This is a genomic window from Haliscomenobacter sp., from assembly GCF_965225875.1.
Lineage (GTDB): Bacteria > Bacteroidota > Bacteroidia > Chitinophagales > Saprospiraceae > Haliscomenobacter.
Genome location: NZ_CBDDBS010000003.1, coordinates 570,940 through 592,949, shown reverse-complemented (window position 1 = coordinate 592,949; position 22,010 = coordinate 570,940). Strand labels below are relative to the sequence as shown.

General features: G+C 47.3%; 16 protein-coding genes. 6 read left to right on the top strand and 10 right to left on the bottom strand.

The annotated features are described in order from the left end of the window. Positions 1 to 21: 21 nt before the first annotated feature. Both ACO08K_RS22915 and ACO08K_RS22910 read right to left on the bottom strand, forming a co-directional pair. Positions 22 to 3,117, bottom strand: a complete 3,096-nt coding sequence (locus ACO08K_RS22915) for a VPS10 domain-containing protein (RefSeq protein ID WP_421798807.1) — start codon at positions 3,115 to 3,117, stop codon at positions 22 to 24. A gap of 174 nt (positions 3,118 to 3,291) precedes the next feature. Continuing rightward, positions 3,292 to 3,963: a hypothetical protein gene (locus ACO08K_RS22910; protein ID WP_421798806.1), complete on the bottom strand. Its 672-nt coding sequence runs from the start codon at positions 3,961 to 3,963 to the stop codon at positions 3,292 to 3,294. Between the two features lie 108 nt (positions 3,964 to 4,071). Here ACO08K_RS22910 and ACO08K_RS22905 point away from each other — a divergent pair, with 108 nt between their 5' ends. Next, positions 4,072 to 4,743: a GldM family protein gene (locus ACO08K_RS22905; protein ID WP_421798805.1), complete on the top strand. Its 672-nt coding sequence runs from the start codon at positions 4,072 to 4,074 to the stop codon at positions 4,741 to 4,743. A 131-nt stretch (positions 4,744 to 4,874) separates the two neighbouring features. On the opposite strand, the gene ACO08K_RS22900 is transcribed toward ACO08K_RS22905, so the two are convergent. From ACO08K_RS22900 to ACO08K_RS22880, 5 genes are all read right to left on the bottom strand, one after another. Beyond that, entirely contained in the window at positions 4,875 to 6,473 is a 1,599-nt protein-coding gene (locus tag ACO08K_RS22900; RefSeq protein ID WP_421798804.1) for a sulfatase-like hydrolase/transferase, read from the bottom strand. After that, positions 6,473 to 8,632, bottom strand: a complete 2,160-nt coding sequence (locus tag ACO08K_RS22895; RefSeq protein ID WP_421798803.1) for a DUF1566 domain-containing protein — start codon at positions 8,630 to 8,632, stop codon at positions 6,473 to 6,475. Before ACO08K_RS22895 ends, ACO08K_RS22900 begins: the two co-directional genes overlap by 1 nt. A gap of 15 nt (positions 8,633 to 8,647) precedes the next feature. After that, positions 8,648 to 10,120, bottom strand: a complete 1,473-nt coding sequence (locus tag ACO08K_RS22890; protein WP_421798802.1) for a YHYH protein — start codon at positions 10,118 to 10,120, stop codon at positions 8,648 to 8,650. A gap of 76 nt (positions 10,121 to 10,196) precedes the next feature. After that, a complete protein-coding gene (locus tag ACO08K_RS22885; RefSeq protein ID WP_421798801.1) occupies positions 10,197 to 11,906 on the bottom strand; it encodes a FlgD immunoglobulin-like domain containing protein in 1,710 nt (569 codons plus the stop codon). Positions 11,907 to 11,954: 48 nt separating this feature from the next. Then, positions 11,955 to 13,595: a metallophosphoesterase gene (locus tag ACO08K_RS22880; RefSeq protein WP_421798800.1), complete on the bottom strand. Its 1,641-nt coding sequence runs from the start codon at positions 13,593 to 13,595 to the stop codon at positions 11,955 to 11,957. Positions 13,596 to 13,735: 140 nt separating this feature from the next. Between ACO08K_RS22880 and ACO08K_RS22875 the strand changes: the two genes are divergently transcribed. Continuing rightward, on the top strand, positions 13,736 to 14,719 hold the full coding sequence (locus ACO08K_RS22875) for a bestrophin family protein (RefSeq protein ID WP_421798799.1): 984 nt from the start codon (positions 13,736 to 13,738) through the stop codon (positions 14,717 to 14,719). 5 nt (positions 14,720 to 14,724) lie between these two features. Here the strand turns inward: ACO08K_RS22875 and ACO08K_RS22870 are convergent, their stop codons facing one another. Then, positions 14,725 to 15,090: a hypothetical protein gene (locus ACO08K_RS22870; protein ID WP_421798798.1), complete on the bottom strand. Its 366-nt coding sequence runs from the start codon at positions 15,088 to 15,090 to the stop codon at positions 14,725 to 14,727. A 308-nt stretch (positions 15,091 to 15,398) separates the two neighbouring features. Continuing rightward, complete coding sequence (locus tag ACO08K_RS22865) at positions 15,399 to 17,381, bottom strand: S9 family peptidase (RefSeq protein WP_421798797.1); 1,983 nt, start codon at positions 17,379 to 17,381, stop codon at positions 15,399 to 15,401. A gap of 205 nt (positions 17,382 to 17,586) precedes the next feature. Between ACO08K_RS22865 and ACO08K_RS22860 the strand changes: the two genes are divergently transcribed. Together ACO08K_RS22860 and ACO08K_RS22855 are read left to right on the top strand one after the other, a co-directional pair. Next, the gene (locus tag ACO08K_RS22860) at positions 17,587 to 17,928 is read left to right on the top strand and encodes a XisI protein (RefSeq protein ID WP_421798796.1); all 342 of its coding nucleotides are present in this window, start codon (positions 17,587 to 17,589) and stop codon (positions 17,926 to 17,928) included. Between the two features lie 25 nt (positions 17,929 to 17,953). Then, entirely contained in the window at positions 17,954 to 18,448 is a 495-nt protein-coding gene (locus ACO08K_RS22855) for a hypothetical protein (protein ID WP_421798795.1), read from the top strand. 40 nt (positions 18,449 to 18,488) lie between these two features. On the opposite strand, the gene ACO08K_RS22850 is transcribed toward ACO08K_RS22855, so the two are convergent. Next, complete coding sequence (locus ACO08K_RS22850; RefSeq protein WP_421798794.1) at positions 18,489 to 19,427, bottom strand: alpha/beta hydrolase family protein; 939 nt, start codon at positions 19,425 to 19,427, stop codon at positions 18,489 to 18,491. A gap of 437 nt (positions 19,428 to 19,864) precedes the next feature. On the opposite strand from ACO08K_RS22850, the gene ACO08K_RS22845 reads away from it, so the two are divergent. Together ACO08K_RS22845 and ACO08K_RS22840 are read left to right on the top strand one after the other, a co-directional pair. After that, a complete protein-coding gene (locus tag ACO08K_RS22845; protein WP_421798793.1) occupies positions 19,865 to 21,280 on the top strand; it encodes an anthranilate synthase component I family protein in 1,416 nt (471 codons plus the stop codon). Between the two features lie 32 nt (positions 21,281 to 21,312). Beyond that, positions 21,313 to 21,918 carry an anthranilate synthase component II gene (locus ACO08K_RS22840; protein ID WP_421798792.1) on the top strand — a complete coding sequence of 202 codons (606 nt, stop codon included), beginning with the start codon at positions 21,313 to 21,315 and terminating at the stop codon, positions 21,916 to 21,918. Positions 21,919 to 22,010 lie beyond the last annotated feature (92 nt).

Below are 22,010 nucleotides of genomic sequence, written 5' to 3'. Positions count from 1 at the left end.
AACATTTTATTTTGTCGCCCCTTAATTCACAAACATAACCCCCTTCTCCTTCGCCATTTGGTTGATTTTGTATAGATTATTGTCGATGGTGGTTTTGAGTTTGGATAATTCCTCATCCACCATTTGGCTCAACTTGCTGCGTACCTCCTCCCCTTGTTTCGTGGGTCGGAAATCCCCCTGAGCCTGTTCCACCATCAGGTGTGCAAGCCTGTTGTTTAGCTTGATGCCATAATTCAGCGGATCCTGTACGCTCTGGTTTTTGGTTTGGTGGATGTTGTTTTCAATGGTATTCAATTCTTCCTCAAATTTCTTGATGGCCTCCATCATGTCTTTGTTCTTCTCGTCACTGCCCAGTTTGTTTTTCAGGTAACCTAGGTCTTCCTTGATTTTGCGCAAATTGATGATGCCTTCGTTGGCTTCCGTGACCTTGTTGCGCACCTTCATCAGGAAATCAAATTGAGCCTGAAAATCTTCGGGTCTGGTATTCAAACGCGGGTCTTTGAGGATTTCAAACTCCTGGGTCTGGCTTTTGCCGTTTACGGTCAAGCGCACCTGATATTTGCCAGGTATCGCTTTTGGCCCCTGGTTTGGCGAGCCGTAAAAGACCATCCCTGGGAAGGTTTTGTAACCCGGATACCGCATGTCCCACACAAAGCGGCCACCACCTGCTTTGACGGTGATTTGATTCAACTTGTCCTTGGCCTTGGTGCTGAAGGTACGGATGGTATCGCCGTCACTTTCCAGAATATCAATTTTCACCTCGGCCCCGGTTTCCAGTTTTTTGATGAAATAATGAATCATCACCCCGTTGGGATGGTTTTCCCCTTCCAGCTTGGGGTCGCGGCGATTGCTGCCCGCCATGCGGTAAGTTGGCATGGGTTGATACAGAATGGCTTCTTTGGCGGCCATTTCAGCGCTCAACTGTTGCAAAGGAGTCAGATCGTCGATGAGCCAGAAGCTACGCCCGTGCGTAGCTGCAATGAGGTTGTCGTTTTTGACCGCCAGATCGGCAATCGGCACCGGGGGCAGGTTGAGTTGTAGTTTTTGCCAGTTGTCGCCATCGTCGAAGGAGACCCACATGCCTTTTTCGGTGCCCGCGTACAACAGTCCTTTGCGTTTTTGGTCAGCGCGTACCACCCGGACAAATTCATCTTTGGGGATTCCTTTGGTGGTGACAGTCCAGGTTTTACCATAGTCCAGCGTCCGGTAAATGTAGGGCGTGTAGTCGCCGAATTTGTAGGAAGTAGCGGCGATGTAGGCTTCCCCTTTCACGAAGGGACTAACTTCCACGGCATTGATCATGTTGAGTTTGGGCGACATGGGTGGGGTCACATTTTTCCAGTTTTTGCCGCCATCCAGACTCAGGTACACCAGACCATCATCGGAACCCGTCCAGATTTCACCTTCGGTGTAAGGTGACTCCGCTGCTGCAAAAATATTGGCGTAGTATTCTGCTCCGGTGTTGTCTTGAGTAATCGGGCCACCAGAAGATCTGATCGTTTCCGGATCAGCGCGGGTCAAATCCGGGCTAATCACCTCCCAACTTTCCCCACCACTCAAACTCATGTGCAGGTGGTTGGAACAAGCGTAGAGTTTTTTGGGATTGTGTGGACTAAAAAAGACCGGATAGTTCCAGTTAAAACGATACTTCATCACTTCTGCACCCGAGCCTGCAGGCAGATCTGGATAAACGTTGGTAGAGCGTTCCTGACCCGTTTCCAGGTTCTGCATGGTCATGTAACCTTTGTAATCGCCGCCGTATACCACTTCACTATTCAAGGGATCGGGGGCCAGGTGGGCACTTTCGCCAATGGCCAGGGCATCCCAGTCTTTTTCGGTTACAGCGCTGCCATTCGTACGGTGAGGGATGCGCACGCTGGTGTTGTCTTGCTGCGCTCCGTAGATGCGGTAAGGAAAATGGTTGTCGGTGGAAACGCGGTAAAATTGGGCGGTGGGCTGGTTGTGGTAAGTCGTCCAGTTGTTGCCTCCATCGTTAGAAATTTGGGCACCACCATCGTCGGCAATAATCATCCGGCGGTTGTTGTCGGGGTCAATCCAAAGGTCGTGGTGGTCACCATGAGGGGCGTTTTTGAGGGTAAAGGTTCTACCCCCATCCTTGGAAATGCCGTAACTGACGTTCATTACGTATACAATGTCTTCATTTTGAGAGTCGGCAGTGATGCGGCAATAATACCAGGCGCGTTGGAGTAGGGCGCGATCTTGATTGATGCGGGCCCAGGTTTTGCCGCCATCGTCGGAGCGGTAAACTCCACCTTCCTTGTTTTCAATGATGGCCCAAATCCGATTGGAATTTTGGGGCGAAACCGTCACTCCAATAATGCCATTGATGCCGCTGGGCATGCCGGGTTTGTCGGAGAGGTTTTCCCAGGTGTCGCCGCCGTCGGTGCTTTTCCAGAGTTTGGAATCGGGTCCGCCGCTGTCCATGCGGTAACCATTGCGGGTCATGTTCCAGGTACTGGCGTAGATGATGCGCGGGTTGTTGGGGTCTAGGATGAGGTCGGCCGCACCCGCTTTATCGTTAATGTAGAGGATTTTTTTCCAAGTTTGGCCACCATCCAGACTGCGGAATACGCCGCGCATTTCGTTGGGTTTCCAGAGGTTACCGAGGGCAGCTACGTACAACACATCCGCGTTTTTGGGGTGCACTCGAATACGGGCGATGTGTCGGGAGTCCTGGAGGCCAATGCTTTTCCAGGTCGCTCCAGCGTCGGTAGATCGCCAAAGTCCGGCGCCGGAGGCTACGTTGTTGCGCAAGGTTTGTTCGCCTTCTCCGACGTAAATCACATTGGGATCGCTCTCCGCCACGGCAACTGCGCCAATGGAACCCCCGAAGTATTTGTCGCTAATGTTGTCCCAGGTTTGGCCTGCGTCTTGGGTGCGCCAGACTCCCCCACCTACAGTACCGAAGTAGTACAAATTGGGATTACCGCGTACACCCGTAGCGGTACTGGATCGCCCGCCGCGGAAGGGGCCGAGCTCGCGCCAACGGAGGCCTTCGTAAAGGGCGGGGTCAAAAGTGAGGGATTTGTTGGTTTGGGCCAGGCTCAGAATGTTGAATAAGAGCAGCGTGCCCAGGGAGAGAATGGATTTTTGCATTTGGTTCGGCTTGTGTTGGTTTCTGGGGATTAAAATAGGGAAAAAGGAGGTGGGTTGTTGCTCAGAGCTTGGTTTTTTCTGGCAAGAACAGGTGTCAGTTTGTCACCACAAAGTATCAGAGGACTATCAAAGACACGAAGGGCTTTTGGAAAATGACCCAGTTTTGTCTCACAATCAATTTTTACCACGCGCTATTTTTCTGTTTTCGTCAACTATTTGCTCAATTAAATCCCGGAAAGTTTTCACCTCTCCCGTTAGAATTTCAAATCTGTCAGCATCAAAAATATTTATGGTGTTCCAAAAACCCTTTTTCTTTCTGCTTACCTCAATTTTTTCAATTGGCCGAGTACCTGTAAGCGTAATTTCTTCGATCATGGGTGAGAAATATCTTAGCAGGTAATCCGACAAGACAGAAGAGGGGCGGAGGTTTGAAACATTTACACCTTTTTTTTGCAGATTACTTTTGATTGTCAAGAACACCGTTGCTTTTAAACAAGCATGTCCAAATAGAATCTTTGGTTCATAGGTGTCTTTTTGAGCGTACTTTGAGATCAATTTACACACGTCAATCAACTGCCTCTGTTTCGATGGTTCTAAGGTACTATACCATTCTTGTTCGGATATGTCCAGTCTAAATTCCTGGTTGAGGAATTGGCCTAGCTTTTTCCAACCGATTAGGTCGTTTGCTGACCGCCATGCGTGGATGGTCATTTCCGGGGTAATTGTTGCACTTGGGTCTGTATCAGGATCAAGTGGGCTACAAAGGCGGTGCTGCTCTTTGAAGATCTCAAGGATTTCGGAGGGGGTGTATTGCGAGCCACAATTGATCATATACAAACCTACCAAATATCTTGTTTATCTCCAATGTTTTGAGATTTAATCGGTGCAACTTATTTATTCTATGTAACCTTTCCCCACTCCCCGCATTTTTCTTTTAACAAAACCCACCCAATCATGAACCAATTCCTAATTGCCACCCTAGCCTTCCTTCTTTTACATAGCTTTCATTTTCCAAAGCCCGCTGAAAAACCCGAAATCGCCATCAGCACTGCAGGTAATCCACGTATCCTGGCTGGTATCGAAAACCCGATTGTCATTGTGGCTCAGCAGGCAAAACCAGTCTATCGGAATCAAATCAGCCTGCGGTTTGAACATCCAAATCCTGACTCCAGTTCTCGTGCGGTTTTAACTGGGGATAAAGGGCATTTTAGGCTTCTGGTCGATACAACGGGGATCCTTATTTTAAGCATCAAAACAGAGCAAGGCATAGTTGAGAAAAAACTGCGTTGTGTTGCCTTGGATGCTGTAACGAGATTTGCAGGTTTAAACAAAAGTGGCAAAATGAGCAGCGGGATGTTCAAAGCCCAGGGAGGAATAATCGCTTCTATCGAATGTTGTGACATTAATGCCCGCTGTGATGTCATCGATTACGAGATCCTTAAATTCAATGCCCGGAGCATGGTTTTTCGAGGCAGCAACACGGGAGGGCCGTTTGATGCAACCATTCGCCCCATCATTAACCGTGCACTACCCGGCGACATTTATTGGTTCCGCAATATTCGGTATCGTTGCCCCGGGAGTGTTCAGCCTAGTTTTGCCCAAGACATCGCCATCGAGATTGAGTGATTCCAAAACAAAGAACTTGTAGCCGCACCTCTATTTTTTCCTGCAATTCAATTTACAATCCTGTAGACCTAAGGAACGAAAAATAAAGTAAACACTTGCCTTGCTCTTTTTTGATTTTGCTGCGTTGCTCGTCAGTTGTGTAATCTACCTTTCAAAAACCGCAACACCGTCCTTTCCTTCCCCACTAACTCCAAAAAATACACTCCTGCATCCAAGCCACTCAGATTCAGCTTCTGAATGCCTACGCCTGCGTACAACACCTGCCCCAGGCCATTTAATACCCGGTATGCTTCATTGCCCTGTGCATGTTCAAGGGTTAGGAAATCCAGTACCGGATTTGGGTAAATCCGTAATTGTTTGTGCGCATTTGTAAGGTCGGTTGTGGGTGTGCTCAGGTTGCAAAAACCACCAGTTCCCACCAGCTTCGTCATTTCGGTACACAAAGCGGTGTAATTGTTCTTAGCCGTAGCATCCATTGTACTAAGTAGCAAATCATTACTTTCTGTTGGGTCGTTGGAGATGCGGAAAAATTTTTGGGCGCCATTGTCAAAATCCAAAAGTTTATAGTCCTTATTGCGCATGGTTTTGCCATCGCCGGCCACACTAGGATTTTTAAATACCTCGGTAAATACCCAGCTACGCACCTCGGTCAACTGGTTTTTGAGGATGGGCATAATGCTGCGGCTGTCAACGGGTTTATTGGCGGGAATTTGGCCGGGCCAATCCGAGTACCCAAATAGTTCGAGAATGGTGGCAAACAGATCATGTGTGCTCAGCAGAGCATCACTAACCCGATTTGGGTTGACCACAGAGGGGCCTGAAATGATAAAGGGTACGCCCACCCCTTCCTGATCGATGCTGCCTTTGGCTCCTCCCCGACTTTGGGCAACCGAACTTTCATTCCCATTGTCGCCAATAAAAATGATGTCGGTATTGTCCCATTTGCCCAAGGCTTGGAGTGAGTCGAACAAGCGCCCAATCTCGTGGTCGAGCGCCTCCACCGAGGCTTTAAAATAAGACTTCGGATTAGCGGCAATATCAGCAGTTGTGCCACTCAGGTTTTTGTAGGAATGCAAACTTGTAGGTGGCAAATGGTGCGGTGTATGCGGCGCATTGAAGGCCAGCCAGAGGAAAAAAGGTTTGTTGCCCTGGGTTTTGATCCAACTGATGGCATTGTTCGCGGTTTCGGTGGTAGCGTAGGTGGTCACGTTGCTGGATACGCCGTTTTTTACCTTAGTCCAGTTGGTAAAACTGTTGAGCATTCCTGTGAAATTGCCCTCAAAATGATCGTAGCCCATCCGATTCGGATAAACCAAATTGGTATTCGGCATTGGTGATTGCAGGTGCCATTTCCCGATGTTGGCTTTAGCAATGCCATTTGGGGCGTAGCGGTTCAATAATTTTGGAATGGTGATTTCTGCGGTGTCCAATACTGCTGATCCTGCACCACCTATTGCATCACCCACGCCTGTCCTGAAACTGTAGCGCCCGGTCAAGATTCCGGCCCGGGTTGGCGAGCAAAGTGGATTAGACCAGGCATTGCGAAAACGGACACCCCGCGCCAGCAAGCGGCGTACGTTGGGCAACTTACAGGTATCCAGGTGGTTTTCGTAAAAACCGCAGTAGTCAGAACCCACGTCGTCGGCGATGATCAGGATGACGTTGCGCTGGGCGTGAGTGGTGTACGTTAGGAACAAGAAGCCGAAAATGGGCAGAATCTTTTTGAGCATTAGTGTTGGATTAAAATTTTAAAAGTTTTGATGGCTTCACCTTTTTGCAAGGATAAAAAATACCAGCCATTCTCCAGCCCACCTGTATTGATTTGGAAGGTTTTACTGGCTAAGGGAATATTGATCTGTTGCGATACTTGCCCTAAAGCGTTGCCCAAAGTCATCGATTTGACCGCACTTTTGTCTTCGCCTTCAAAATACAGGATTATTTCATTTGCGGCAGGGTTGGGGGAAATTCGAACCGACTCCAGTTCTGGGTCAATTTTGCGAATACCAGTCGAAATCGCCTTATTGCTGCGTACACAAATCAGGTAGTTGCTTGCCGTTTTTAAGTCGTAGGTGGTGATGCCAAATTGAGTGTCCCAAAACCAGGCTCGGGTAGTCTGGTTGGGCAAGGTGGTGGAAGACCAGTATTTTTTGACTCCCAGGGTACCGAAAAAAGCCGGGTCTACAGAAGGGTTACTGGCACTGAAATCATTGAGCGATTGAAGTTCTTTGATGTTGGGAACCCGCCAGTCGTTTGCACCGGCCAGGCTCAGGTTTTCGGCAAAAGTCAGGGCTTGCTCCCAGGTAAAGGTGCCCGTACTGGGTACTTTTTGCCAAATCAAATTGCTCAATTGATCGGTCACTGTACCATTGCCATTGTCAATGAAACGGGCACTCAGCAACTGACCTGGAATGGGCGAACGAACCGCACGTGCATGGTATCGTTTGCTTCCTCCGGCACTAAGGGTCTCCGTTTTAAGATGGTTGCCGATGCCTCCCCCCGCATTGGTAACCCAAACCCTGCGCGTGTCATTGTACTGAACCGTGGCCGACCACCAGTATTCTGCCGTTGAATTGGCGAACTGGGAGACATCCAAAGCGGGGTTGCTGCGCTGATGGTTCAAGATGCTGAACGCTTCGAAAGCCGAGGGCAAACGCCAATCCGTATAGCCCCCCAAAGTGAGGGTATCACAATACTGCAGGGCTTGTTCGAAAGTCATTTCACCTCCGTCCATTCTTTGCCACATCAGCCCGGTAATGGTATCGGTAAGGGTACCATTGCCATGATTGATAAAAAAAGGGGGATTGAGTGTATAATCATGATCTTCGCCAAAAGTAGCGGTGTAACTGGTGTTTTGCCCCGTGTCGGGAAGGCGCAGCATGGTTTTAAGGGTTCCCGTACCCGATGCAGCTGCTACGGTGTAACGAACCACCACTTCGTTATCCAGCACAATATTGCTGCTCCAAATGAATTGGGCATCACCGTTGGGGTCATCAAATACGCTTGTAAAATTGGTATAGGCAGGTTTGTTGTTTACACCAACAGTTTCATTGCTGAAGGTACTCGCAGCTGGCCAGGATGAGTCATTGAAATTGGAGCTAAACCAGTTGCTGGGCTTGTTCCAATGCAAAGCATAAAAACTTGTCCCATTGTTTGAATCCTGGGTGCTACAATTGGAGGAAAGCCGGGCGCTGCCATTTTCGGTGGGGCAACTTAAATTCATGATTGGCGCAGTATAAAATGTCTGGGCTTTCCAATCACTGTTTGTGGTGGCCACAATTTTGTTGCTTGCATCTTTGAAAACCGCAACCATACCGCCATCTCCGGGATGGTAAGCAAAACCACCATTACTCTCAGAACCCAAGCCCAAATTTTCCTCCCAATCTACCAACAACATGGCTATGGTAAATGGCCTTTTTGCCCTAAATCGCACAATGCTGGAATTGAACTGGGTAAAAGGCACTTTGTCTTTGCCCACTGCAATGCCATTGATGTATAGTTCAAAGTAATTGTCGGCAAAAATGTAAGCGGTAATCACCTCTCCATCTGAATCAACGTTGATGATGTCCGTTCCTTTAAGCGCTGCAAGAGCCTCAGCAGCCGTAGAATACGTAGTACCGTTACAAACATTGTGGAGGTCAGAGGCAAAGGGGAAACTGGTATTGCTGAAATTTGTCTGCGCAGGTACAGTCCAAACCGATTTATCGGTAGCGGTGATAGAGCCAAGATTGGTGACCCGTCCGTTGGCACAGGAGAACAAATTGGAGGTCGTCGTGGCGGCCAAGCCCTGGGTTACCGAGGCCGTTCCGGTATATTGGGCTGCTGATACAAAGGGCAGCCCTAAACAAAGCAGTGTAAGGACAAAATTAACTCTATGAATTATCACGGGCATGGTGATTCTTTTTGATTATTGCACGATAATTTTTTTGCTCACCTGGCCTTCTTTCCAGCGAATTTGCAGCAGATATACACCTTTTGCAAATTGGGACAAATCAAGGTTTGGCGTAAAATGGCTGGTTTTGTAAATCAATTCCCCTTTTAAATTGTAAAGGGTGAATGATTGTATGTCGATATCTTTTAGTTCGTTCGGTAAACTGACGTTTATTGCTTTGCTGGTCGGGTTGGGATAAACCTGAACCTTCAGCTTTTTCCCTACAATATCCTGACTTGCAGTAGCGATTTTACAAACCGAAGTGCCATTGTAAGTAGCAGTGGTTGTGCCCGTTGGAGAATTAAAGTTGAAGGTAAACACTCCGGCCGCCGTCCAACTGTACTCCACCGAATAGTTTTGCCCGGATAAGGTATAGCTTAAGGTGAAACCGGTGTTGCTCGCATTGGGCAAACAACTGGTTATCACTGCACCTCTCAGCGGCGTACCGGATGGCCGAACGGGTTTGGCTGCTGCTTGTGGAATGATCTGTAGGGTAGCATCTTCGGTTACCTTGCCTACCATATTGCCAATCATGTACGGAAAGGTCTTGGTACCGTGGTAGTGATATACTCCATCTGCTCCAAAATGGCCGTGATTGGCATCCAGGGTTTTCATTGCCGTTCCATCGGGCTCCACAGCACCATAAACAGCAAAGCCGTCCAACCCGTAAGCAATGGGCAAGGTAGCAGTAGTATGGTCGTACAAACTTAAGGGTGCAATGTGGTAATGGTAATCGTCGGCACGGCCACAATGTCCACCGTATTCATCCAGTTGGCCATCAACGAGGGCATCTACCCCGGTATTGGTAAAGGGATTAAAAATGGCAATCCCATTCACGGCAATCGCGATTGCTCCCCGGATAAAATGGTTCGCGTTTACCGGTACAGGCGTGGTGGCCAAAACCGGGTTTAAAGGGATGCTCCAGGCATTGCTGCCCGTGTAGCATTGCGGAATGGGAAACTGCTGTTGCCAACCGGTAATTCCCTTCATCATGGGGTGGGTAGTCGGCAAACCGTTGGATTCAACGTAAAAATAATTGGCGTCCCATCGGGTGGCAATATTGGGTTTGAATGGCTTGAAGGCAGCGTCCAGAGTCTGGGGGTCAGTGGTAAGGAGTCGTTTCCCCAGTGGATTGACTGGTTTTAACGGACCAGATTTCTTTTGTTTCAATTTTTCATTGAGGATTTGAATTTCCGCGTAGCGTTCAAAAACAAAGAAGCGGTCTTTTTGGACTAAGGCTTCGATTGGAAGGCTGATCAGTTCGCGGTTTGCTTTTTCAAGCAAAACTTTGCCATCCTTGTACAAATAAAAGTAAGCATCGATGGTGGTCTTTTTGCCATTTTGCCATAAGGCCCAACGTTTGATTTGCCCATGGTCATTGCCATTGTGCGCCAATAAACAATGAGCAATCAAACAAAACACGAGGAGTGTGATAGTTGGTTTTTTCATAACGTTTGGTTTTTCCATAATGCACAAAAAAGCGGGGCATAGGGGTTCCTTTTTAGCATGAGAAAGGTCGAACGAATTATCGCAAATGCAGTATTTTCCCGGTTCTCACCCCGCCGTTTTCACCCCTTATGTGGTACCAGTAAATTCCGGCAGGAAGCGCCTCTCCAGCATTACCTTTGCCATCCCAAATAATTTGAAACTTACCACTCTGCACCAGGTTTCCAGTGATCAGATTGCGTACAGTTTGTCCCTGCTCGTTGAGGATGGATAAGCTGAGCCTTTCGGCTTCGTTAACCGTAAATTCAATCACAGCGTCCTGTTTAAAAGGATTAGGGTACACCAATTCATCAGCGTAATTGCTGTTCCAAAGCATGGAAGTTCCCGTTGTGGTTGAGTTGTAGCAGTTTTTGGCCCCGATAAAATAAGAAGCAGAAACGTCCTTATTTTTACGGGTGGCCGTTTCACTCCTGGGTGCATAGGCCCGTACATACTCCACTTTAACCCCTTCCGGGCTAACGGTGACCCGGATATGACCAGAATTGGGTAAAAACTGTCCGGTAAAGTAGCCGTAGTCTGTGGCTAAATTGGTATTCTGGAAATTGGGGTGGCTCGGCTGGGGAGTCTCCTGATAAATCAAACAGTCTTTTTCCTGTTTGCCAAAAAAGTGATCGTGGCCGTGAAAAAAGATGTTGACCTGATGTTCTACCAATAAATCTTTGATGGGTTTGTACCAGCCGGGGCGATTGTTGGCAAAACCCTCCGTTCCATCGAGGTTTTTACCGCCCCATTCATACAAGTCAGCAAACTCAATTCCTCCGCGTCCATTCGGATCCCCACCGACAAGTTGATGAGCAAAAACAAATTTGAATTTCGCATTACTTTTTTCCAAAGTTGCCTTGAGCCAATCGTACTGGGTTTTCCCCAAAGTCCAACGCCAGCCGTTGCGTGCATCTGGTTTTAGGCTGGTGTACCAGTAAGGGTCCAGTACGATAAATAGGGCGTCACCCCAGGTCCAGGCATAGTAATTTTCACGTTTGCCTACAAATGGATGAACGGTTTCATCCCCGGTATAAAAACCATTTGGCGCGGGGTTGATAAAAAACTTCTGGCGATCCAGGGTACCCCAAATCGCTACATTCTCAGCCGTGTTGTTCAAGTTCCAGCCAGACTCCCCTTCGTGGTTGCCCAAAGCCATAAATAACGGCACGGAATGACCAGAGGTTTCATAGAAAGAACGCATGAGGTGACAACGGTAAGTGATGGTGTCGTGAGTGATTCGACCTGACGCGTTTTTGAGTTTGTCTGACATGAAGATATCCCCGAGATCAATCATAAAATCGGGTGCATCCTCCAATTGGTTGCGGAGACAACGCCGATAAATGGCCGAGTCGCTTTGTTCGTCAAGGTGTGGGTCCGCCTGAACAACAAAGGTAAAAGTGCTACCCGGTGTACGCTGGGTACGGAAACTGTACTCGGGGCGGGTAATGATTTGGGTTGTGCCTGGTTGTCGGTAGCACATCCGGTAAAAATAGGCGGTATTGGCGCTAAGTCCTTCAATCAATATTTCCGCAGATTCCTCTGCCGCAAAGGTTTTCCAGGGGCTTTGTTGGTCGTATACTCCACTGCGGGTGCCATATTGGATGCACACCTCTGCGGGGTTGTCAAAAAAGGCTTGTAGGGTAATGCTGCGATCGGTCGGTCGGCCCAGCAATTCAGCATGTCGCAAGGTTTGAGCCTGTGCCAACAGAGCCAGACCGGAGATCAAGATGAGGAGTTGAAATTTCATGGAAGTTAAAATATGCTATCAAAAATGGTTAGACCCGGGTTTTCAACACTATTGGACGACAACCCTCATCGCCCTGGAATTTTGCTGCGCTGGGAAACGCAGCACATAAACCCCAGCAGGTATTTGTTGCAAGTTGAAGCGGCAAAAGGTACTTCCCTGGGCTAAAACTTGTGTTTGTAATACCTGACCCTGCAAATTGAGGAGCTCCACTTTTTGGTCAAAATCATAGGCGGTTTTGGCTTGTACATTCAACAGCTCTTGCGCTGGATTGGGGAAAACGTTAAAACCCTGTTCCGTTTCCAGTTCCTTACTCGGCGTAGTGCTGGAACAGGGTCCAACAGTGTAGCGATAGGCCACTTCCCGATTGTGGTGTTTCCCACCAAGGGTGTCTTTAGGCAAATACGCCCGCACATAATCCACCGTCACACAAGTAGGCGTCACAGAGACCCGCAAATGCCCCGATCCATCCAGGGTTACATCGGTGTAGGCGTCGGCATTGGCCAATACGCCAATTTCGTAAGTGGAATCGCTGGGCATGGGGACTTCCTGGTAAACCAGACCATCCAACTGCTCTTTGGCGTACAAGTGATCGTGACCCTGAAAAAAGATATTTACACCATTGGTCACCATCAACTGGTGGATCGGCATGGCCCAACCTGGGCGCATTTTATCGAATTCCCACGTGTTTTTGCCCCCATAGCCCCCCCATTCAAATCCTTTAGCCGTGTTGATTCCTCCACGCCCCTGACCACGAGTATGGTGTGCAAAAACAAATTTGTATTTAGCCTTGCTGGTTTCCAGTGATTTTTTGAGCCAGTCGTACTGAGTTTTACCCAGAGTCCAATCCCAGTTTTGTGGTTTTTCGTTAACGTCACAATCCCGGTACACATCCAACACTACAAACAAGGCATCACCCCAGGTCCAGGCGTAATAATTTTCAGGTTGTTCAATGCCGTAGGCTTCTTTGGTGGAATTGCCCGAATAAAAGGCATTTGGAAATGGGTTGGGATAATAATATTTGCGCCATTGGGTGCCATAAACGGCGATGTTATTGGGCGCGTTTTGTTTGAGGTAATAGCCATTTTCCCCTTCGTGATTGCCCAGGCAAAAGAAAAAGGGCATAGAATGACATACTGCCCCAAGGTATTGCAGATAATCCTTGTGCAGGGCATTCATGTCCTCGCTGGTCGTTTCGTTGGGGGTATGGTCGTCGCCAAAAGTATCACCCAAAGACAACATAAAATCCGCACTGTCTTTGGCCTGGTTGTCCAGTGCAATTTTGTAAAGGTTGCGTATGCCCTTTTTGTCATAGAGGTGTTCATCTGCTTCCACAACAAAACGGAAGGAATTACCCGGCGCACGCTGGGTATGGAAAGTATATTCCGGGCTCGTGACAAATGTGTTGGTTCCAGTCACCCGGTGACGAAGCCGGTAATAATAGCGGGTGTTGGGCAATAATTGACTGAGTTCAATTTTATCCGGGCGGTTGGCTTCATTGCTCACCGTGCTGCTGCGCAGTGGATAAAGGCCTTTGTTTGTGCCATATTCCAGGTAAAAATCCACTTTTTGATCAAATAAAATACTCGCAGTGATGGAGTTGTCCGTAGGACGGCCCAAGATGATAGATTTGTTTTGGCTGAACACAATATTTGCCACACAAATGCCAATCAAGAGTAAAGTTTTTTGCATATAGCTAAAATTTAAAGCTGAGACTGATCAACTTTCAAAAGGTTTAAGACCCTGATATTTTTTCTCGTTTTTTCTTTTGTGTTCGTTTTTATACCTTCAGCACGAGTTATTAAGTAGCCTTTACCCGAAATAGATTAAGCATGTACACCGGAAAAGATTTCAACTTCAAGTTACTCTGGCATTTCGCCCGCAAAAACCTGTTCAGAACCATGATTGTCAGCACCGTTGCTACAGTTTTGTACAAGGTTTTTGAATTCAAATTTGTGGCCATACCCTTTTTGCCAGTGGGTACGATTGGTACGGCAGTCGCTTTTTACATTGGTTTCAAAAACAACCAGGCCTACGACCGTTTGTGGGAAGCCCGCAAACTCTGGGGTGGCTTCACCAATACCAGCCGCAATTTTTCAGCGCAGTTGATTGCTTTGGTTGAGGAGAAAGCAGTGGTCAAAGAACTGCTGTACCGACACATCGCTTACCTGAATGTACTGCGGCTCCAACTGCGCAAAACCATTCCCTGGGCCACCAGTAAGGATAATTTGCACCAAACCTTTCGTGGCGAGCGTGCTGAACTAGAGGAGTTTGACCAGGGTTTAAAAAAGATCCTGGAGGAAAACAACAAAGGGGATTATTATGAAACTTTGCGGGTCAAAAACAATGTGGCATCGGGCATTCTCAAATTGCAGATTATGGATTTAACCCGTCTCAAACGGGAGAAAAAAATCGATGAATACGAACACAGCGATTTGGTGCGCCATGTCAACGAATTTTTCAATTTACAAGGGGGCTGCGAGCGACTCAAAAGCACACCCTTGTTTCGGCAATACAGCATCTTTAGTCGGGTCTTCGTCGTCTTGTTTATCTATCTTTTGCCCTTTGGTTTGTTGAAGGATTTGGGCAATCTGGCCAACTGGGGAGTCTGGCTCACTATACCTTTTTCGATGCTGATTTCCTGGGTGTTTTTTACGATGGAACAAATTGGGGAATTCTCAGAAAATCCATTTGATAATTCGGTCAATGATACGCCCATAGCCGCGATTTGCCGCAACATCGAAATTGACATCAAAGAATTTTTGGGCGAGGCGCTGCCAGCCAAAATGAATCCAGTGGATGATGTGTTGTTGTAGCCTCGTTAATCCGCTGCATTTTCATCCTCATCCACTTGCAGGATGTGCAGCACCCGGTGGATAATTGGTGCAAAAAATACAGCCGTGGTACTCAAAAATACTACGCCACTGTATAGGGCGTAGAAGGCCGAAAAAAGTTTGGCTGCCACAGAATGCATGGGCATTTCGGCCACCGGGCCCATCCCAGTCAAAATCATCGAGGACATGTAAAAGCTGTCGAGCCAACCTATGTGCCCTACGGCATGGTAGCCCACCATACCAATGGCCAGCGATACAAAGATAAGCAGGCCACAAAAGAACCCGTAGCGCCCAACGCGGATTAAAAAATGAGAGAAGGGTACGAGTTTTTGAGTGCGGTGTTCGAGTTTCATGTGGTTTGGATTTGTTGGTTCGCGCAATGCGCTCGTCTGGAACATTAATCATCCCAAATTTTTCAGAAAACACAAAGCGACATTTTTTTAGCACAAAGAACTCAAAGGCAGCACAAAGGACACAAAGGTGAGACGTTGACGATGCTTTACATCCAAAATAAGATAAATTTCAGGCCTATTGCTTTGTCAAAATCGCGTCTTTGTGTCCTTGTGCTGCCATTGTGTCCTTTGTGCTCATTTTTTCATTGTGGTACTTGTAAATTCGGGATGACTTATGTTTTGTATTTCAGAAATGGAAGACATCAATCCTAATTTTTCAAGTATTTATCAAACCAGCCAATGTAGCGTTCAAAACGGTCCTTTTGAAAATTGGGTACAGTAATCCCATGGAATTGCCCAGGGTAAATGATCAACTGAGTCGGTATGCCCAAACTGCGCAACCCCTGGTACATCTGCTCACTGCCCACCGAAGGGACATTGAAGTCTTTTTCGCCCACCAAGAACAAGGTTGGTGTTTTGATTTTATCCATTTGCAAGAAAGGATAAGAGAGCTTCATGTATTTGTCTACGTTTTTCCAAGGCGGGCCCAATTCGTTTTCGTATTGCAAAATGTACTGATCCACTCCGTATAGTGCCATCACTTGTGCTGAACTCGCACCGCTAACTGCTGCCTTAAAACGAGTATCCGAAGCGATGGCATAGTTGGTCAAAATGCCTCCATAACTCCAGCCACCGATGCCTAATTTATTGGGGTCAGCAACTCCAGTTTGTACGAGGTAATCAGCAACTCCATGAAGATCCATCACTTCCTTGTTGCCCCAATCGGCAGAAATGGCATTGCAAAATGCCAGCCCACGTCCATTACTTCCCCGGTAATTGATGGCAGCAACCGCGTAGCCTGCCTGTGCCAAAATTTGCCTGCTTAGGTCAAATCCCCATTCGTCCTGAGCGGTGGGGCCACCGTGGATAAACAGGATAGTCGGCAATTTTTGATTGGCTACCGCTTTGGATGGTTTGAACAACAAACCCGATACTTTGGTGCCATCCTTGCTGGTTGAAACAAAGCCTTCCACAGTGGCCAAATCCAATGGCGCTAAAAATTCTTCGTGGTGTTTGGTCAATCGGCGAGGCGTTCCATTCTCCAAAGCAAACAATTCGGCGGGTAAACGGGGTTCGCTGAGCATGGTCAGCCATGCTCCGTTAGGATGGTTTTCCAATGCACTAAAACTGCGGTTTCCATCCGCAATTTTAACCAACTGCTTTGTTTTTACTGCATACTGGGCGACATACCGTTGGCGGTCATCACTGACCAGTACAGCAATGGATTGGCCATCTTTGGTCCAGCGCAGGTTGCTTACCGGACGATCCAATACAGTTGACAACACGTTGGGCTCGCCGCCATCTTTGGAAACCACGGCCAATACGTTTTGATCATAAATGGTGTAAGTGGGCGAACTTGAGCGAAAATAGGCGATCTGCGTACCATCCGGGCTCCATGCAGGCGAAGATTCGCTACCAGTCCAGGTAGTGATTTGTTTGATGGCGGCTTTGGGCTTGGCCTCCATTACCCAAATGTCGCTATTTTCGTTTTTGTCGGGTTCAGGGGTACGGTTGCTGACAAAAGCCAAAAATTTTCCATCTGGCGACCACGCTGGGGAGCTTTCGTTGTAATCTCCTCTGGTAAGGGTGTCCAGTTTTTTGGTCGCCACGTCAACCACATACAAATGAGTACGTTTTTTTTGCAAATAACCTTCTACGTCCTGCTTAAAATGGTAGCGATCCAGCACATAGGGCTGCGGTTGTTTGGATTTGGGGATGCCCGTACTGTCGGCTGACTGGATCGCCAGTGCAATTTTTTTGCCATCCGGCGACCAGAGGTATTCCTGCAAATCTCCCTTCAAAGTGGTGAGTTGTTTGCCCTCTCCTCCCCTACGATCCATCAGCCAGATTTGGGCAGCAGTAGCACCTTGTCGTGCCGATACGAAGGACAAATATTTGCCATCCGGGCTCCACTGTGGCTGTGATTCCCCATCCGGGCTACTGGTCAATTGAATGGATTGTTGTCCATCCCAACTGATCATCCAGATATCGGCATTCCGCCGGTTTTTGGCGGTATCTACGCTCGAAAGCGCATAAGCCACCCATGCGCCATCGGGCGATACTTTGGGGCTGCCGATGCTGGAAAGTCGGTATACATCGGAGGCTGCAATCGGGCGTTTGGCGGTGGTTTGGGCTTTGAGATTGGCACAAAACACGCAGGTGATTGCGAACAGAAAAAGCTTGGTTTTCATTGATTAGTGGATGTGGCAGAAGAGGTATTTAAGCCCTTCCAGGTTAGCTGAGGGATTAAAAATAATACCAAGCATTTAAACGATCTTGTTTTACCTCCAAAAATCTTCGATAGCGGTATTGCAAGTTTTAAAATGGACAACATCATTTAGCAATTTTCCTTAAATTTGTCTTGAATCTTAAACCGTTATTGTCATTAGTTTTAACATGGATAAGGTAACTGCATACAAAAAAATCGTTGAGGACATCGCTCAAGAAATAGCCGACATGACTCCATCCGATGATATCTCTGAAACCCAATTGATCATGGATTCGGAGAGAGGGCATTATGTGCTTCTTTCATTAGGCTGGCACGACAATAAGCGGGAATATCTACCTTTTGTACACATCGATGTCAAACCCGATGGCAAGATTTGGATTCAACACGATGGGACGGATTTGGTACTGGCACAATGGTTGATTGATAGAGCTGTCCCTAAAGAAGATATTGTTTTGGCTTATCATGCTCCGGCTAGGAGGGAATTGATGCCTGATTTTGCAATGGGGTGATTGCTTCATTTTAAACATACTTAAAATGAAACTCCAACTTCAACTTTTGATTATTCTCAATCTGCTAATTTTTCATAGCTGTTATGCTCAGCCACAGGATTCAATAATACATCAGAGTTGGTTAAATCTAAAAGAAATGCTTTTTCGAAAGGCAAATCACGTAAAAGAATTGAGCGATCTACTTAGTAAATCTTCTAAAATCAACAAAACCATACCCGAGGACGCTCGAAATTTTGCACAACTATTCTCCAATACTATAAATGCAGTGGAAAAAATAAATGTCTCGTCCATTGAAACCATCAATATTCAACATCAGCAACTCACAAACATATTGAAAAAACTACTAAAAAAATCCTTAAAAAATTCAAAATCAAAAAACTGGAATGACCCAGCAATCGAAATACACGGGCAATTGGAGGGTTGTGAAAATAGAATCCGCTATGCCAGCAATCAATACAACGATATTTGCCACAAATATGGCTTGAGTGGAATGTTTTTTGGAGCTTATCGGCCGGAATGAGAATACGCTGTATTTAATCTTGCATGTGAAAGCCAGCCTATCACCATATGCCCATTCCCCTCAAAACCTCCCCATACAAAATCTCATGCGTCCCTTCAAACACCGTAAGACCGATATTCTTGGCTGTTTTTTGGTAAAGAAGCGCCCGGTCTCCTAATTTTTCGGCTGGATTTTGAGTCGGAAAGGAGCGCGTTTTTAACATCAGCTCCATATCCTCTTCTGAGACATACCGCGTCTGATCCTTCTCTCTAAAATCCTTCAAAAGTTTGTTGTAAAAATTGATGGATTGAGAAATAGGAACCGAGCCGGTATAACCGTCATGTACCCCTACGTAAATTTGCAGCAGGCTGTTCTTACGTTTCCCAACCGGTGTTTCCCAAAACAAGGGTGACCGTGCCCTGGCTTTTTCGGCATCAAAAGTCCCATTGGCACCGATGCATTGCACAATTTCGGCGGCGTATTTGTTCTTGCGTTCCACAGATTGTGCATACCAGGCCTCCAAATCCGAAATGGAAGCCCAGGCCGAGAAGCCACGAATGGCGTGCCGCGAACGCATGTAGGTCGACAAGGTGGCGTAACCACCTCCACTAAAGCCCACCACGTAAATCTGCTTGCGGTCAATTTTCAGGTTTTTCAGCGCCCAATCAATGGCTTCGTCGATGTCTGACAGCACAAATTCGCTGCAACAGGCCTTGGGATGATTGTTCACTCCCCTGAAATTGGGAAATAGGTAATTCCAGTTTTTGGCATGCACCTGGGTTGCAATCATGCCCATTTGGGAGTCGGCCGAATTGCTCCAGGAATGCAATTCCACCACCAGCGGTTGTGGGGTAGTCGCAGTGGATTTATCGTAGTAAAAAACCTGGGTGACCCCATCCAAAGCCGAACGGATGCTGTCTTTTCGAAGGTAAGCAGGGCGCTGAGCCGTGGCCGAAAAGCCAATTATACAAAGGCAGGTAATCAAAAAAGACTGTTTCATAAGAAGGTCTTTGCGTAAACAATAAACCAAGATACGACGTGGGTGGCTATTGCAGTTAAAAATTGAAAAATTTGAAAAAAATGACTCGCCCCCTTGCACATTTCTCAAAAGCCTATATCTTTGCAAGCGAATTGAAAAAAAATTCAATCATGACTGTAGCAGTTCAAAACAACAATTGGTGGTGGCGTCTGAATCATTCCGTTCTCGGGTGAAGTAGATAGCCATTGATGTTGTTAAAAGAACATACAGCGCAAAAACGGCTTGTCGGATCACTCGGCAAGCCGTTTTTGTTTTTGGTCCATTTTTGAAAAAAGTTGAGGAGTTGAGAAGTTGAGAAGTTGAGGCTACCGCGAGTAACTTGGACGCATTCTTGTCTAATACGCTTGCGGTAGCCTCAACTCCTCAACGTCTCAACTCCTCAACCCCAACTTTTAACCATGATCGACACGACCCAACAAATTCACCTGCGCACCCACATCAAAAAACAACTGGCGGATATGGTCACGCCCGTTTCGGTTTTTTTGAAAGTACGCGACCACTACACCCAGCCAGTGATGCTGGAAAGCAACGATTTCAGCAGTGCGGAAGATTGCTTTTCTTACATCGGTCTTCAGGCCATCGCTGAAATTCAGGTCAAAAATGGCCTCATTAGCACCATGTTACCCGATGGCGAAACCAGCAGCATCCCGGTCGCTGATGTCAATACGGTGCCCGACGCCTTGCAGCATTTTGCGCAGCAATTCAGCGTTGAACAGGATACGCCTTATCCAGTGTACAATGGCCTCTTCGGGCATGTAGGTTTCGACGGGGTGCAATATTTCGATACCCTGAAGTTTGACTCCTCCAAACGCAAATTCGACATCCCCGATATCCGCTTTACCTTGCATCGCTTCATCATTGCGATCAACCATTACAAAAACGAGTTGTACCTGCTGGAAAACCTCATGCCAGATCAGCCCTCGGAAATGGATAAACTGGAAGCACTTTTGCGCAGTCAAAAAGTATCCACCCACGAGTTTCATCTGGAAGGCAAGGAAGAAAGCAACCTCAGCGATGATGAATTTATGGAATTGGTGCGGGTCGGCAAACGCCATTGTCAAATTGGAGATGTGTTCCAGATTGTATTTTCCCGCCAGTTTTCCCGCCAGTTCAAAGGAGATGAATTCAATGTTTACCGCGTCCTGCGCTCCATCAACCCCTCTCCTTACCTCTTCTACTTCGATTACGGCAACTATAAAATTTTCGGTTCTTCACCTGAAGCACAAATGGTCATCCGCAACGGAGTAGCTCGTTTGAACCCCATCGCTGGTACTTACCGCCGCTCGGGCGACAACGCTGAAGATGCCCGTCGCGCAGTAGCCCTGGCGGAAGACCCCAAAGAAAATGCCGAACACATCATGCTGGTAGATTTGGCCCGCAATGACCTGGGCAGACACGCTCAAAATGTACAGGTGCGCAAATTGAAGGAAATCCAGTTCTTCAGCCACGTGATTCACCTGGTTTCAACCGTTACGGGTGATTTGCCCGACCACGCCAATCCCGTGCAAATTTTTGGCGATACTTTCCCGGCCGGCACCCTTTCTGGAGCCCCCAAATACAAAGCCATTGAGCTCATCAACCAATATGAAAACCAAAACCGCTCGTTTTACGGTGGGGCCTTGGGGATGATTGGTTTTGATGGATCAATCAATCAGGCCATTGTGATCCGCTCCTTCCTGAGTATGGACAACCACCTTTACTACCAGGCTGGTGCTGGAATTGTGGTGGACAGCAAGGAGGAAAACGAATTGCAGGAAGTCCACAACAAACTCGGTGCTTTGACCCGCGCCTTGGTTGAAGCGGAAAAAATTTAATCCATTCCTAAAGCATTATAAAAACAAACAGCATGAAACTGCTCGTTCTCGATAACTACGATTCGTTCACGTACAATCTTGTGCAATATTTCCAGGAAATTCTGGGGCAAAACGTAGATGTGTACCGCAACGACGCCATTTCGCTAGATGAGGTTGGTCGCTACGATGTCATCGTGCTTTCTCCAGGTCCGGGTTTGCCTAGTGAGGCCGGAATTATGCCTGAACTGATCAAAAAATATGCTTCAAGCAAATGTATCTTGGGGGTATGTTTGGGGCATCAGGCGATTGGAGAAGCTTTTGGTGGCAACCTGGACAACCTTTCCCGCGTGTACCACGGCGTGTCTACCTTGATGAAACAATTGGGCAACGACGCCAATTTTTTCCAGGATGTACCCATGGTTTTTGAGGCGGGCCGTTACCACAGTTGGGTGGTGAACAAAAACACCTTGCCACATGACTTGATCGTCACAGCTGTAGACCACCAAAACGAGGTAATGGCGATGCGCCACCGCGATTATGCGGTTTTTGGGGTACAATTTCACCCTGAGTCGGTGATGACGCCAGATGGCAAAAAAATGTTGCGCAATTTTCTCGATTATTGTGCTGAAAAACTGGGCACTAAAGCCGCAGTTGCATAACTATGGTGTACCTTAGGTTTCTTTGGTTTAATTTTTTCACCACCTAAGAAACCTGAGGCACCTAAGAGACACCTAAGTTCTTATCCGAACAA